The following is a 15311-nucleotide window of genomic DNA, read 5'->3' on the forward strand; positions in this document are numbered from 1 at the left end:
ATGAGGGGAGGAATTTTAATGGCACTTGCATTGTTGACAGGCTTGTCGGCAAGGGCCCAGGATTTTCATGTGACCCAAATCCTTCAGTCTCCGAATTTGCTCAATCCGGGAGCAGTTGGAGTATATGATGGCTGGGAAAGAATTGCGATCCAACAAAGAAATCAGTGGCTGGGAGGTGCTACAACTTATATGACTACAGGCATAGCAGCAGACGCAAATTTTTTTAAGAACGACAGGAAACCAAAAGCACATTTGGGAGTCGGGGTTCAGTTTTACAATGATATCGCCGGGAGTTCGGGATATGGTTTACAAACAGGCTCTGTTGCCGTGTCAGGAATTCTTCCTGTTGGAAATGGAAGCCAACTCTCGCTTGGTATCCAGGGAGGAGTTGGGAACCGCTCAGGAAACATGTCGCGATTGCTTTATGATTCACAGTGGAATGGGAATAATGCCTACGACCCGACGATTGTGAGCGGGGAGACTCAAAGTTTGAGTTCATTTATTTACCTGGATGCTTCTGCCGGATTGTTTTATCAGTTTGATGGTGGACAAAGTACATTTGCCCGAAACAACGATATGAAGTTCCAGGTTGGTTTTGCAGGATATCATTTGAATGCACCGGCGATGCGTTTTCGTTCGGGATCGGAAGAACAACTTGCACGAAAGTATGTGGGAATGGTGAAGTATTCGATGGATATTCCCGGAACAAAGATGGCCTTTGATGCGCAATTTGCACAATTCGTACAAGGCGGGCATTATGAATCGATCCTGGGACTAATTCTGAGAAGACGCTTTCAGGACGGAGGTAAAATCACTGGTTTGAACCAGGACGCATTTGTTGGTTTAGGAGTTTATACACGTTTAAGAGATGCTATTTCTCCGACATTACAGGTCGATTGGAGAGGATTTCATTTCGGGGTTTCTTATGACATAACATTATCTGCCTTGAGATACGGTTACAAAGGTGGAAGTTTGGAGTTTTCGATCAGCTATACGAATCTGAATAATGCGATATTTAAAACCAGAAGAAAAGGATTTAGATAAGAGTCTGCCTAGCGGATGAAGACTGAGGCGTCTCACAGGATGGAAAGGCCGAGGGAAGTAAGAGCCAAAAGCAGACACAGAGTTTCTTCCTCTCAGCTTACAAGCGATAAAAAATTCATTTGCTCAAAATCAAATAACCTCCTTGTGGGATAAGTGCAAGCTTATCCACCATTTACCATGGTATCTAATTTGAATGTTTGATTTTCTATGAGTTGTTGACAATTAATTCTCAACAAACTACAACGGTTTTCCATTTAAAATCAATACTTTTGCGCCCTCGAATCAGGTTGATTGGATAGAAAGTTATGCATATGGAAAACACAAAAAAAATTACAGGAGCTTTAATTTCAGTTTATTACAAGGATGGTTTGGAACCAATTGTGCGTAAATTGCATGAAGAGAACGTAAGTATCTACTCTACCGGTGGAACACAAACGTTTATCGAAGGATTGGGAATCCCGGTTGTCCCTGTTGAATCCATGACTTCTTATCCTGAAATTTTTGGAGGACGGGTGAAAACATTGCATCCGGCAATCTTCGGGGGAATTCTGCACAGAAGAAACCTGCAAGCTGATTTGGACCAGGCAAAACAATTCAACATTCCGGTAATCGACCTGGTGATTGTTGATTTGTACCCTTTCGAAGAAACAGTTGCTTCGGATGCGGACCACCAATCCATCATTGAAAAGATCGATATCGGAGGGATTTCATTGATTCGTGCGGCGGCAAAAAATTACAACGACGTAGTGATCATTCCTTCCGTAAATCAATATGCAGAGTTCCTGGATATATTGAATGCGCAGGGTGCTTCTTCAACATTGGAACAAAGAAAGCAATTTGCCAAAAAAGCCTTCATGGTTTCTTCCCATTACGATACGCACATCTTCAATTATTTTAATGATGGGGAAGAAACTCCCGTTTTCAAACAAAGTATCCTGGAAAGTCAATCACTTCGCTACGGTGAAAATCCACATCAAAAAGGATGGTTCCATGGCGACTTCTCGGCGATGTTCGATCAGTTGCACGGGAAAGAATTGTCTTACAACAATTTACTGGACGTAGATGCCGCAGTTCAATTAATGGCTGAATTCGAAAACAACGATCCTACATTTGCAATCCTGAAACACAATAATGCGTGTGGTTTGGCAACGCGCCCAACGTTAGCACAAGCTTATGCTGACGCACTTGCCGGAGATCCTACTTCGGCTTTCGGGGGAATTTTAATTGCCAACAGGCCAATAGATGTGGCAACGGCAAGCCTGATCAATGACCTGTTTTGTGAAGTGGTGATTGCTCCTGGATTTGATGCTGATGCAGAAGAAGTACTGAAAAGTAAAAAGAACCGTATTTTATTGGTTCAAAAGAAAGTAGCATTGCCAACGCGTCAGTTCAGAACATTGTTGAATGGCGTGTTGGAGCAGGATAAAGACATGCTTTCCGAGACAGCGGCTAATTTTGAATCCAAAACAATATCAGTTCCCACTGCGCAAGAAGTAGAAGATTTAATTTTTGCGAACAAGTTGGTTAAACATACCAAATCCAATACGATTGTTTTGGCTAAAAATGGTCAGCTGCTTGCAAGTGGAACCGGTCAAACATCTCGTGTAGATGCATTGCGTCACGCAATTGAAAAAGCAAAATCATTTGGCTTTGATTTGAAAGGAGCGGTGATGGCATCAGATGCTTTTTTCCCTTTCCCGGATTGCGTTGAAATGGCTCATCACGCAGGAATTACGGCAGTAGTTCAACCGGGTGGTTCCATTAAAGATGAATTGTCGATCGATTACTGCAATGCAAATGGAGTTGCGATGGTGTTTACAGGGAACCGGCATTTTAAACATTGATAAAACGTACAATCATTCGAATGGAAGGGGCCGGAAGGCCCCTTTTTTGTTGATAAAAAACGGGCTCTTCTGTTATTTTCACAGGAACTTAACAAATTGTGAATCTGTGGAGTATAAAATCCAATGTATGTTCGTTGATTTTTGATTAAAAACAACATTTTAATCATTAAAAACCACCATTCATCCTTTTTAACTTAAATTTTAGGTTTATTAGGAAACCAAGCAATACCTTTGCAGCCTGAAACTTTTTACAACAACAACTTAATTGATTCTTGCGATGAAACCAATTCTGCTAATTCTATTAGCCTTATCCACCCATTCCTTATTTTCTCAATCCCAATACAAAATCAGTTTAACTGCTGCGGGGTCAGACAGTAAAGCATACCTTTCGACGATTGAGAACTTTATTCCGGATACCTATGCTCGTTTGACTGAGGATAACCTTATTCAATTCAGTGCAACAACTAATTATTCGGTGAGTTACGTAGATTCCATTTGCAGAATTGCCGGAATTCCCTTTGGAAACATTGTTAAGTCAAAAGGACCTGTCCAATTCCCGGAAAAAGTTGGAGGGACCAATTGCGGAACGTCAGAACAAATTTGCAGCAATACTTCCCTTCCGGGAAACAGTTCCGGGTTTGGAATTCAGGAACTGACCGGTACAAACAGTGGCTGTTTGAATGTGGAACACCAATCTTCCTGGTACTATATCAACGTCGAGACCGGAGGATCGCTTTCGTTCCGGATTAATCCAAATTCCAACTCGGATTATGATTTTGCTGTTTGGGGACCATTTACATCAGCAAATGCTGCGGCGAATTGTCCGCCGATTTCCGGGCCTGTTCGATGTTCTTATGCGCAGGGTAACGGAAATACGGGAATGCGTGTAGGTGAATCGGACAATAGTGAAAGCCAATATGGAGACAGGTGGGTGAATGCATTGAATGTAAACGCAAATCAAATTTACATCTTGCTGATTGACAATTACAGTGCCTCGGGCGTTGGTTATACGTTTGATTTTAGTTGGGGAGGAAATTCCACGACAGCTGTAATCGGTTGTACTCCGGTTATTCTTCCGGTAGAATTGACTGCTTTCAGCGGAGCATTTTCGTCCGGCGCAAATGTGTTAAGATGGTCGACGGAAACAGAAAATGACAACGATTATTTCCAAGTGGAATGGACAACGGATCCTGCAGCGGATGTTTGGGAGAAAATTGACCTGATAGATGGTGCCGGAAATAGTGAATCGCCAATCGATTACGCTATGAATATATACAATTATACCCGAAACACGATCAATTATTACCGCTTGAAGCAAGTAGACATGAATGGTCAGGTGCGCACTTATCCTGCTGTGGTTTCCATTGATAACCGTCTGAAGGACGAAAAATTGGTAAAAGTTGTCAATCTTTTTGGACAGGAAGTTTCAGAGTCTGAAAAAGGATTGGTGATTTATGTTTATGATGACGGAACAACTGAGAAGCGGGTCAATTAATAAAGAATAAAATCGGGACTAACAAAGGGTGAAAATTTTTTCATCCCTTGTTAGTTTACCTTGTTTTTCAAAAACTTAGATTGATTTCAAGTTTGATCTGTTGAAATCATTCCTTCTTTCTGCAAATTCGAATGGAGTTTTAAGAATATTTCGATTATTTAATCTAATTTTGTAACACTTTCCAAGATTTTACGAATAAGGAGGGGAAAACGCAAAAAGGAGCGCGCTAGATGGGATTGTTTAATTTTCTGACACAAGAAATTGCTATTGACTTAGGTACTGCAAACACACTGATCATTATGAATGACAAAGTGGTGGTTGATGAACCTTCAATTGTAGCTAAAGATATTCAAACGGGTAAAGTGGTGGCCATCGGTAAGAAGGCCCAGCAAATGCACGGAAAAACTCACAAATTAATTGAAACGGTTAGGCCATTGAAAGATGGTGTAATTGCAGACTTTCAAAGTGCTGAACAAATGATTCGCGGATTCATTAAGATGATTAATCCGGGAAGAAAGATGTTCAATCCGACTTTGCGTATGGTGATTTGTATCCCTTCCGGAATTACAGAAGTAGAGAAACGTGCAGTACGTGACTCGGCAGAACACGCTGGAGCAAAAGAAGTATATTTAATTCATGAACCTATGGCTGCAGCGATCGGTATCGGTATCGATGTGGAAGAGCCAATGGGGAACATGATTATTGATATCGGTGGCGGTACCTCGGAAATTGCAGTCATTGCTTTGGGAGGAATCGTTTGTGATAAATCCATCCGTATCGCTGGGGATGATTTTACTTCTGATATTGAAGAATACATGCGTCGCCAGCACAATATCCTGGTGGGTGAGCGTACGGCAGAACAGATCAAAATTGAAGTGGGAGCTGCGTTACCTGAATTGGAAAATCCGCCGGCAGATTTCGCGGTTCGTGGCCGTGACTTGATGACTGGTATCCCGAAAGAGATTATTATTACTTACTCGGAAGTAGCACATGCTTTGGATAAAACAATTTCCAAGATCGAAGAAGCGATTTTAAGTGCTTTGGAGCAAACTCCACCGGAACTTTCTGCGGATATCTACAAAACAGGAATCTACTTAGCAGGTGGAGGATCAATGTTGCGCGGTTTGGACCGTCGGATCAACGAAAAAACAAAATTACCGGTTCACATCGCTGAAGATCCGCTAAGAGCTGTAGCACGCGGAACAAGTATTGCCTTGAAGAACTTGGACCGTTTCCAGTTCCTGATCAAAGACTAAGACAAATACAAAGAAATATCAGTAGGGGCGCGATTCATTTGCGTCCCTACTTTTTAGTGCTTCCTGTTTTGATTGATTCATCGGCTTGAATAGAACTAAAGAATTATTCTAAATTTGTGTGAAAGCTATCGCATGAATATTCCTGAAAGCGCCCATAATCTAACTTGTTATTTTACCTGGATGGGTGAAGACGGAATTGCGAGGACCAAAGTGAAAAAAGGTTCGGAGGTAAAACTGGAACATGCGCAGGAAAATTCGGTGGTGGTCAATAGTTTTTATACGAGCACCAAATTTCCCTTACTCATCGATGCCAGGGGGATCAAATCAATGGAGCGGGAAGCGCGTGCTTTTTTTACTGCAAACGGTCGAAATACCAACACACTTGCTTTCGGAATTATTATTGATTCCTCGGTAAGTAAAGTGGTCGGCAATTTTTTCCTCGGGATCAATAAGCCGGTGGTACCGACCAAATTATTTTCAAACGAAGAGCAGGCAATTGAATGGCTGAATAAATTTAAAGCAACATGAATCCGAACGAAGCCAAATACATTCAGGAACGCACCAATGCGATATTGGATGTCATTATGGCTTATGCGCGCCTGGATTTTACTCAAAAAACCGAAATTACCGACCAGGAGGATGTATTTGATGCCATTGCTTCGGGAGTAAATATGCTGGGGGAAGAACTGGAAAATTCCGTGATTACCCTTCAGGAACGGGAAGCACTTTTACAGGAAGTACATCACCGCGTAAAAAACAACCTGCAAATCATTTCCAGTTTGATGAATCTCCAGGCATCCTACACCAAAGACGAAAAATTCCTGGCACTTATTCGCGAATGCAGAAACCGGATTATTTCCATGTCGATGATCCATGAAATGCTCTACCGGACCAAAGATTTGAGTCGGATCCAGGTAGCAGACTATATAAAAACCCTTACTTTAAGTATCAACAGCTCCTTTTCGGGAAGTCGATCGGATGTGGTTTTTGATTACGATATTGATGCTCAGATTTACCTGGAAGCGGAACGGATGATCCCCATCGGATTGATCATTAATGAAGCAGTCAGCAACAGTTTCAAATATGCCTTTCCCGACCGGAAAGGAATGATCCGGATTTCGTTTATTGAATCGGGAGAGCATTTCTGTCTGAAAATTTCAGACAATGGGATCGGCCTTCCTGAAACCATTCAAACCGAAGAATTTGAGAGTCTTGGAATCCAGTTGATCAATACCCTTTCTGATCAGCTTGACGCAGAACTGAAAATCGTTAGGGACAACGGTTTGGGTTATGAACTCCTTTTTAGAATAGATAATTAATGATTTAAAACCTTTTCGGTTTTAAATCCCTGTCAATTTTTCATTTCCAATTAAAGCGATTCCGTCACGCTTGTAATTATCTGCGCAATATTGGTGGTAAACAGTTTCACCGCGATGGCCAGCAAAATAATTCCGAAAACCTTTTTCATAATGGCAATTCCCCCGGGACCCAATAAGTGTTCGATCGTTTTTGTTAGTCGGAGAACAACATAAACAATGAGTACATTGATCAAAATCGCCAGTACAATATTGATGTTCTGGAATTCTGCTCTGAGAGAAACCAGGGTGGTCATCGTTCCGGCGCCTGCAATAATCGGGAAAGCCAGTGGCACCACACTTGCCGTTTTCCCCGATACGGAATCACGGAATAAGCGCACGCCCAGGATCATTTCCAAACTCATTGCAAACAAGATCAAAGATCCGGCAACGGCAAACGACCCGACATCTACCCCGAACAACTTCAGGATTGATTCTCCAAGAATAAGGAACCCGATCATAATTCCCAGTGAAACGACACTTGTTCTGGCAGGATGAATATCTCCGCTTTGCTCTTTGATTTTAATAATTAATGGAACGGACCCGATCACATCGATCACAGCAAACAATACCATGGAAGCTTTGAAAAGCTCGCCCCAATTAAAAGCCAGGAAATAGTTCATCATAACCTTAATGATTTAAAACTGTTTGTTCTACAATGATAGGAAAATGTTTGTGTTCCAGCTGCTGAATTTTTTCCGCAAGGGATTCAAATGTGTCGTCGGATGACAATTCTGTTTCAAATTGGGCGAGGATTTCTCCCTGGTCAAACTCCTCATTTACCAGGTGAATGGAGATTCCGCTTTTTGGATCTTTTGCCCGGATGACCGCATCATGGACAAATTTCCCGTACATTCCTTTTCCCCCGTATTTGGGAAGCAGGGAAGGATGGATATTGATAATGCGATTTTGATAACCATGAATAATGTTTAAGGGAATTTTCCGTAAGAATCCGGCTAAAACGATCCAATCTATTCCACGGTAATCCAGTTCCTGCAAAACGGTAAGCCCGCTTTCAAATGCTTCATTATTAAAGACCAGTACTTCAACGCCCAGGGATTCTGCTTTAGCTACAACGGGAGCATCTGCCTTGTTGCAAACCAAAGTTTTCACCTCAATTTGGGGATGATTCTGAAAAAACTGAATCAAATTCACGGCATTTGAACCATTACCCGATGCGAATAGCGCGATGGATTTCTTATTCATGCGACAAAGTTACATAATCCAAATGACACAGCACAAGCGGATTTCAAGCTAAAATCGAGATTTCACAAAGACCTAAATTGTAATTAAGTCACTTTATATTTTGTTTTTATCGCATTTCCTATTTTCTTTGCAAGCTGAAAAACCTTATAAAAGAATTGAGATGTCTGATATCAAATCAAGAGTAATATCTATTATCGTAGATAAGTTAGGAGTTGAAGAAAGCGAAGTAACAAACGAAGCAAGCTTCACAAATGATCTAGGTGCTGATTCACTAGATACTGTAGAATTGATCATGGAATTCGAAAAAGAATTCAACATCGCTATTCCAGATGATCAAGCTGAGAACATTCAAACAGTTGGTGACGCAGTTTCTTACATCGAGCAAAACGCTAACTAGGAGATCTTAGTTTTCCAAGCATTCAAACGAATTAATTATTTATGGAGCTAAAGAAGGTTGTTGTAACTGGGCTGGGTGCTATTACACCTATTGGTAATACTGTTGCAGAATATTGGGATGGATTACTGAATGGAAAGAGTGGTGCTGCTCCGATTAAACAATTTGACGCTTCATTATTTAAGACGCATTTTGCTTGTGAGATCAAAAATTTTAATGTCGAGGATTACCTGGACAGAAAAGAAGCACGGAAATTAGATCAATTTTCACAATACGCCATGGTTTCTGCATCAGAAGCCATGGCTGATTCTGAATTGATGGAATCGAATCCCAATTTGGACCGCATCGGTGTTATTTGGGGTTCGGGGATTGGTGGACTAAAAACATTCCAGGACGAAGCTCAAAACTTCTTTGCAGGAGACGGGACACCAAAATTCAATCCGTTCTTTATCCCTAAAATGATTTCGGATATTGCTGCAGGCCACATTTCCATTAAATATGGTTTGAGAGGTCCAAACTATGTAACGGTTTCGGCTTGTGCTTCATCTACCAACGCGATCATTGATGCATTCAATTTGATCCGTTTGGGGAAAGCGGATGCCATTGTTACAGGTGGATCTGAAGCAGCGGTAAACGAAATGGGAATGGGAGGATTTAATGCATTGAAAGCACTTTCTACACGCAATGATTCTCCTGAAACTGCTTCCCGTCCATTCGATGCAGACCGTGACGGTTTTGTTTTGGGTGAAGGTGGTGGGGCACTTATTTTAGAAGAATACGAGCATGCAAAAAAGCGTGGAGCTAAAATTTATGCGGAGATTCTTGGAGGCGGAATGTCCGGTGATGCGTATCACATGACAGCTCCTCATCCGGAAGGAATAGGTGCAAGAAACGTAATGATTGCTGCATTGGAAGATGCCGAGTTGGACCCAACGGCAATCGATTATGTAAATGTTCACGGTACATCTACTCCGCTCGGGGATATTGCTGAAACCAAAGCAATTTTGCAGGTGTTCGGAGAACATGCTTACAAGTTGAACATCAGTTCTACAAAATCAATGACAGGTCACTTGTTGGGTGCGGCAGGAGCTATCGAGGCCATCGCTTGTATCCTGGCAGTTAAGAATGATGTTGTCCCTCCGACAATTAATCATTTTACAGACGATCCTGAAATTGACAACAAATTGAATTTCACATTTAATAAAGCTCAGCACCGTACCGTGGATGTTGCCTTATCAAACACCTTCGGTTTCGGTGGTCACAACACATCAGTGATTGTGCGAAAGTATAAAGGGTAAAATTTTAGGTGCGGCTACGACTACCATTTTTTAAGCAAAACAGGTCTTCAGAAGACGTTGCATTCATTCGATTTTTTGTAAATCGTTTTGGATACCGCCCGAAGAATATCGATTTGTTTTACCAGGCGGTCACGCATCGGTCCATTGCCTTTCACGGACAAAAAGACTTTTCCAACGAACGTTTGGAGTTTCTCGGGGATGCCATTTTGGATTCCATCATCGCGGAATTTTTATTCCAGCGCTTCCCGGAAGAAGACGAAGGCTACCTCACGAAAGTCAAATCAAAAGTTGTTTCACGGAAAACCCTCTCGGAAATCGGGGAGGAATTAGAGCTTCGTTCCATTTTGCGGTACAATAAAGGCCGCTCGATCAACTTGTCTTCCCTGGAAGGAAATGCCTTTGAAGCAATTATCGGGGCAATCTACCTGGACAGCTCCTATGAAGTTACCAAGAAGATCATCTACAACCATATCTTCCGCAAATACGTTGATTTGAATAAGATCCTGGAAGAAGAGATCGATTTCAAGTCCAAGTTGTTTATCTGGAGCCAGAAGCGCAGATTGAGCCTGGAATTTGTGGTCCTGCGTGAAGAAAACAATCACGGTACCTGGTTCTACGAAGTGATCGTGCAGGTAAACGGGACCAACTACGGAAAAGGAACCGGGAATTCCAAGAAATTGGCCGAGCAGGCAGCAGCAAAAGAGACGCTCATCTTGATGGGGGAGATTTAATAGTGAATTGTTCGAATGATTCATTCTAAAACGCAATTCGGAATAGGAAATCGAAGTTTTTGTATAAATGTTAATTTTTCTTGTTACACTATTGTAACCAAAAAAGTTTTTTACATTTATTCCATTAACTGAAACTTTAAACTATTCAAAGATGAAACCTACTGTTCAACAGGTATTTTTAACCACCATTTCAAGCATTTTTATTGCGACCTCTTCATTTTCTCAAACCAACACGCTTCCCACTTCTGGGAATGTAGGAATCGGGACAACTTCTCCAAGCGCTAAATTACAAGTCAATGGAACCGCCAAAATTGATTCCATGCTCATTGTCAAAGATTCCCTGATCGTCAACAAAACGGCACGTATCCAAAGTGATCTGAAAGTAGTTGGTAATACCATCATCAAGAATGACTTGAAAGTTTCCGGGACTACCACATTGATTGGAAATACGATTATCAAGGAAGGAGACTTCAAGATCAAAGCATTGGGAGATTCTACCTTACCGGATGATGGTGTTTTAATGATTGATGCCAATGGAAAAGTAAAGAATGGCGGGGATCTGAAAAGCCTGGTTTATACCCAGGTGCCCGCAGTAATGCCTTGTGCTTCAGATATGAACGGCGGATATATCCAAACAGCACCTTTTTGGCAGGCATCTTCCAATCCGCAACGGATGTTTTTGATCAATACTAGCTGTTCTCCCGATCCGAGGCTTGGAGTTGGTGTGAAGCCAGATGCAAAAATGCATGTGCGTTTAATCAAGGATTCGGAATTGCATCCTTTGGTGATTGATAAACTGGTGAGTAATAACCCGAATGTGGAACCATATAAATTATTACAATTGAATTCAAATGGTACATTATTATCCCGAAAGGTGCGAGTTGATATGGAGAATTGGGCTGATTTTGTGTTTTCAACCGATTATCCTTTGATGGATTTGGACAGCTTGGAACAGTTTATTCTAAAGAATCATCATTTACCAAACATCCAGTCAACAGACAGTGTTCTTGTGGAAGGAATTGATTTGGGAGAAATGAATCGTTTACTTCTACAGAAAGTTGAGGAATTGACACTTTACGTACTTCAAGAGAAAAAAAGGAATCAGGAATTGGAAGACCGTCTCCGAAAAATAGAGGAAAAACTGAATAAATAACTGATTATGAAAAAGGAACTTTTATTTAGTTTGTTGCTCTTTGTTTCAGGAAGTTTGTTTGCACAAGACACTTTGGTTATATCAAAAAGGCAACTGGCAGATTCAGTTTATGGTTTGCTAAATGCGGAAAACATCCCTACAGGAAAATTGTTTAATAGACAGTTCTTCTCTACTAAAGAGAGTACATTGTTTCATTTTTCTGATAGTAACGCCATTAAGAATGATACGATTAATCCTGATTATATCTACAATTCACTGCACGAATTAGAGGAAATTGTTCTTTCGAAAGGATCAGATGTAGACTCCTGGACGCTTTTTGATAGTGTTCAGGCTTTTTGTGCAAACGAAGATTTTGATTACAATCGGGTCATCATACCGATAACATATATCGATAAGCGATACAATTATTTCGATGACTCATCTGCTCTGGCATCAGGTTTGACTTATCTTAATGGCTATAACCAAATGGATGAGAATGATAATAGCATTGTTCAACCCTTTGAAGAAAAACGCCTGAGACTAGCAGGGCCACTTTATAATTTCATGAGTGCAGATGTGTTCAACTTTTATGTGAAGCGTGAATGGTTGGTTGTTGATTCCATCGAACAAATAGATCATTTTAGTATAGGTATCGGAAATTATTGGTATGAATTGCCATTTGATACTTATTTACCAATAAAAGCTCCTGATTCTCTCCGATTTAATTTCAGAATCAGAGTACACTTTAAAAGTAATAGCCTGGAAAAGGGAATATGGGAAGATGCTATTGAATTTTTAGCAGAATATTCAAACCTTACTCCAACCGATGAACCACATTCTAAGAAAATCTGTAATGAAGACAACGAGATTGCTCATGGGAAGAACAAATTGCAATGGTGCCTGGTTCATGGATGTACCGATCGTTTTTTTGAAGCTGATAAACCATTCATTTTATTGACTGGCTACCGCCCGCCAATTATCTCTCAGTCATTCGACAAGTCCTATGATAATTATAGTACTTATCACAACGCTTTACTGGAGATTCTCAGAGAACAAGCCCTTGATATTTACATTGTTCGATTTAATATTTTCAGTCAGACGCAAAATCATGGTATAGTAGAATCAGCATATTTATTAAAGGATTTCATTCATTATGTGAATGATCGGAAAGCTACAGCGAGTAGTATGGGTGCATACAATGAGAATGTAATCCTGGCAGCATCCATGAGTTGTGATGTAGCTCGATTAACCTTACTTATGATGGAACGTGAACATGCAGATAACGGAGCAAATCATCATCACACGCGATTATTAATCAGTTACGATGGGAACTTTTATGGTGCAAATATTCCTTTGACTACACAAGCAGCGTTATATAGTAACAGAACTTTTTCCAAACCACTGACTTTATCTCCAACATTATTGCATTACATGTATGGTGCCATGTATCAAAAGACAACTAAGCAATTATTGACTTATCACATTGCGAACGCGAATGAAAACCCGTTTACGAATCCCTGGGTGGATTTGGATATCATTCCCGGGCCAAATAATGAGCGGGTGAATTTTTTGAATTTCACAGCTGCGTATGATAATGGTGTATACTTTATTCCGATGCCTCAAAAGATGAGACACATTGCGGTATCACTTGGAAAAATAAGTGGTACGGATAATGAGAATACGCCAAACGGTCTGGAATTTAACGATCCTGGAGAAAATTGGGTCGACTTGAATTACTTGCTTGAAAAATACATTCTTCGCAGCGCCAAATATGCTCCACCAGGTTCTTTTACCAAGATCTTCCAAAAAAACAGTTTGATTTCTCAAAGCTGGATCAGCTTTTTGCTGCCAATTTTCTGGGTAAAACACCAATTGCATGTATCCGAAATGCTGGAAGTGGATAATGCCGGTGGTTCTTACCTCCCAAAATTTGGAAATGCTTTGGCTTTGACCAATTTTGCCCTATTTGGAGGAAATCAGAGTAAAATCCAATTTTCTCATAAAAGCGTGGTAACTGCTTTGGCCATTAACCCCAACCTCTGGCCGGCTGACGGAAGTTTGCGGGTGAATGTGCAGGATTTGGATTTGATGTATCGAAAGTTCGATATTGTTAACAACCCTCAATCAAATTATTATGGATATCCACATTTAGGCCGGCCAAATGATTACCGACAAATAACACCTTTTGATGCCATTTATATTGATAATAATATCAATCCACACATTAATTTGGAAGAAGATATTGATGCAGATTCGGATAGTTTGAGGGACTTTTTATTGAATGAGATTGAACCCTGGTATCTGGGCCTGCAGAATTTCAAAATGGGAGACCAGGCTCGCAGCAATTATTTGTATAAAGCCAAACGCAGGGCCAAGGTGGCTATCCGGGTGGGAAACCACGTCACGCCATCCACGCCGGATGGTTGGTACCAGGTGATGCCGAATGCGGACCTGGTTTTGAATGCCGGAGAATATATTGAGCTGGAAGAGGGTTTCGAAACTGAATTCGGAGCGCAATTCACAGCCGAGATTGATTATTATCAATGCAGTCCTGACAGGCTTGCTCCACCGGGTGGGGTATCCGAAACAGAACAAACCAACAGAATTGCAGAACCGGATTCCCGGTGGCTGAACGGAGTCGAAGCCACAGAATCCGAAGAACCGGAGCTGAGATTATACCCCAATCCCACCACCGGAAGATTTACACTGGATTGCACAGGTATAATAAAAACCGTAACTTGTTTCACTGTAATGGGTAACCCGGTGTTTCAATGTGAAGTAGGGCAAGCATCCTGGGAATCAGACCAAGAATTGAAACCCGGAACGTACATTTTACGTTGTTTAATCGATAACCGCTGGCAGCAGCAAAAATTGGTTGTGCTATGAAGCAAAATAACTTATTTGTCTTAATATTGTGTTTTGTAACATTAACAACTTGCACCAAGTTCGGCAAGAATGTTTATGTAGACGGTCGTGTCTATAATCCTATTACTGGAGAGGGAATAGAAGGTGTGCCAATTAAACTGTATCGAACTAAAATTGATTCAAAAGATCCTATCGGGACCTCTTACAAAACTTTGGAAACAACAACGACAGATGCGAATGGTTATTATAAGTTAGAACATTTGACCTCTCCTTTCAAAGACGTATTTGTTCAATTAAATTCTGAAGATAATTACCCGGTGGGTTGGGTAGATTATGGAAATACCGGTGAGGCAAAAGTCAAAAAAGGAAAAAGAAACCATTTGGACTATCAGATGTTGCCATTTGGCGAAATAAAAATCAGTATCCATAATATAAATTGCCAAGGTCCAAATGATACTTTAATCTACAAGAGAAATTATGTTTCACTAAGCGGGATCTCAGCATTTCAACCTTTTACTTTAACGGGTTGCTATGATAATGATGGTGCTTTTGCTAAAGTTCCTAGTGGAGATTACCTCGTAGAATGGACAGTCATAAGAAATGGGATCAGTAATTCTTATTCACATATTGTGACTGTGCCTGGGAATGGACAAGTAACTTATAATATCGATTATTAGTATGAGATTTTTCT

The 15311-nt window shown here is 40.8% G+C and carries 14 protein-coding genes; 12 read left to right on the plus strand and 2 right to left on the minus strand.

The window, feature by feature from the left end:
- The 6 genes from FO442_RS06685 (at position 1) to FO442_RS06710 (ending at position 6958) form a co-directional block, all read left to right on the plus strand.
- Complete coding sequence (locus FO442_RS06685; protein WP_144332392.1) at positions 1 to 1044, plus strand: PorP/SprF family type IX secretion system membrane protein; 1044 nt, start codon at positions 1 to 3, stop codon at positions 1042 to 1044.
- Between the two features lie 311 nt (positions 1045 to 1355).
- Positions 1356 to 2888, plus strand: a complete 1533-nt coding sequence (gene purH / locus FO442_RS06690) for a bifunctional phosphoribosylaminoimidazolecarboxamide formyltransferase/IMP cyclohydrolase (protein WP_144332393.1) — start codon at positions 1356 to 1358, stop codon at positions 2886 to 2888.
- Between the two features lie 277 nt (positions 2889 to 3165).
- Positions 3166 to 4383, plus strand: a complete 1218-nt coding sequence (locus tag FO442_RS06695) for a hypothetical protein (protein ID WP_144332394.1) — start codon at positions 3166 to 3168, stop codon at positions 4381 to 4383.
- A 230-nt stretch (positions 4384 to 4613) separates the two neighbouring features.
- On the plus strand, positions 4614 to 5639 hold the full coding sequence (locus tag FO442_RS06700) for a rod shape-determining protein (protein ID WP_144332395.1): 1026 nt from the start codon (positions 4614 to 4616) through the stop codon (positions 5637 to 5639).
- A gap of 132 nt (positions 5640 to 5771) precedes the next feature.
- On the plus strand, positions 5772 to 6167 hold the full coding sequence (locus FO442_RS06705) for a DUF7793 family protein (RefSeq protein ID WP_144332396.1): 396 nt from the start codon (positions 5772 to 5774) through the stop codon (positions 6165 to 6167).
- Positions 6164 to 6958, plus strand: coding sequence for a sensor histidine kinase (locus FO442_RS06710; RefSeq protein WP_144332397.1), 795 nt, complete (start codon positions 6164 to 6166; stop codon positions 6956 to 6958). The genes FO442_RS06705 and FO442_RS06710 overlap by 4 nt, the downstream gene beginning before the upstream one ends.
- Before the next feature lie 50 nt (positions 6959 to 7008).
- Here the strand turns inward: FO442_RS06710 and FO442_RS06715 are convergent, their stop codons facing one another.
- Together FO442_RS06715 and purN are read right to left on the minus strand one after the other, a co-directional pair.
- On the minus strand, positions 7009 to 7620 hold the full coding sequence (locus FO442_RS06715; RefSeq protein WP_144332398.1) for a MarC family protein: 612 nt from the start codon (positions 7618 to 7620) through the stop codon (positions 7009 to 7011).
- Positions 7621 to 7624: 4 nt separating this feature from the next.
- A complete protein-coding gene (purN, locus tag FO442_RS06720) occupies positions 7625 to 8200 on the minus strand; it encodes a phosphoribosylglycinamide formyltransferase (RefSeq protein WP_144332399.1) in 576 nt (191 codons plus the stop codon).
- Between the two features lie 160 nt (positions 8201 to 8360).
- Between purN and FO442_RS06725 the strand changes: the two genes are divergently transcribed.
- The 6 genes from FO442_RS06725 to FO442_RS06750 all read left to right on the plus strand — a co-directional run bounded on the left by FO442_RS06725 (position 8361) and on the right by FO442_RS06750 (position 15297).
- A complete protein-coding gene (locus FO442_RS06725) occupies positions 8361 to 8597 on the plus strand; it encodes an acyl carrier protein (RefSeq protein WP_013686655.1) in 237 nt (78 codons plus the stop codon).
- Positions 8598 to 8638: 41 nt separating this feature from the next.
- Positions 8639 to 9892, plus strand: a complete 1254-nt coding sequence (gene fabF, locus FO442_RS06730; RefSeq protein WP_144332400.1) for a beta-ketoacyl-ACP synthase II — start codon at positions 8639 to 8641, stop codon at positions 9890 to 9892.
- An 8-nt stretch (positions 9893 to 9900) separates the two neighbouring features.
- Complete coding sequence (gene rnc, locus FO442_RS06735) at positions 9901 to 10623, plus strand: ribonuclease III (protein WP_144332401.1); 723 nt, start codon at positions 9901 to 9903, stop codon at positions 10621 to 10623.
- 151 nt (positions 10624 to 10774) lie between these two features.
- On the plus strand, positions 10775 to 11776 hold the full coding sequence (locus FO442_RS06740; RefSeq protein ID WP_144332402.1) for a hypothetical protein: 1002 nt from the start codon (positions 10775 to 10777) through the stop codon (positions 11774 to 11776).
- 6 nt (positions 11777 to 11782) lie between these two features.
- Positions 11783 to 14641, plus strand: a complete 2859-nt coding sequence (locus FO442_RS06745; RefSeq protein WP_144332403.1) for a T9SS type A sorting domain-containing protein — start codon at positions 11783 to 11785, stop codon at positions 14639 to 14641.
- The gene (locus tag FO442_RS06750; protein WP_144332404.1) at positions 14638 to 15297 is read left to right on the plus strand and encodes a hypothetical protein; all 660 of its coding nucleotides are present in this window, start codon (positions 14638 to 14640) and stop codon (positions 15295 to 15297) included. The genes FO442_RS06745 and FO442_RS06750 overlap by 4 nt, the downstream gene beginning before the upstream one ends.
- Positions 15298 to 15311 lie beyond the last annotated feature (14 nt).

It is taken from the genome of Fluviicola chungangensis (assembly GCF_007558725.1).
GTDB lineage: Bacteria > Bacteroidota > Bacteroidia > Flavobacteriales_D > Crocinitomicaceae > Fluviicola > Fluviicola chungangensis.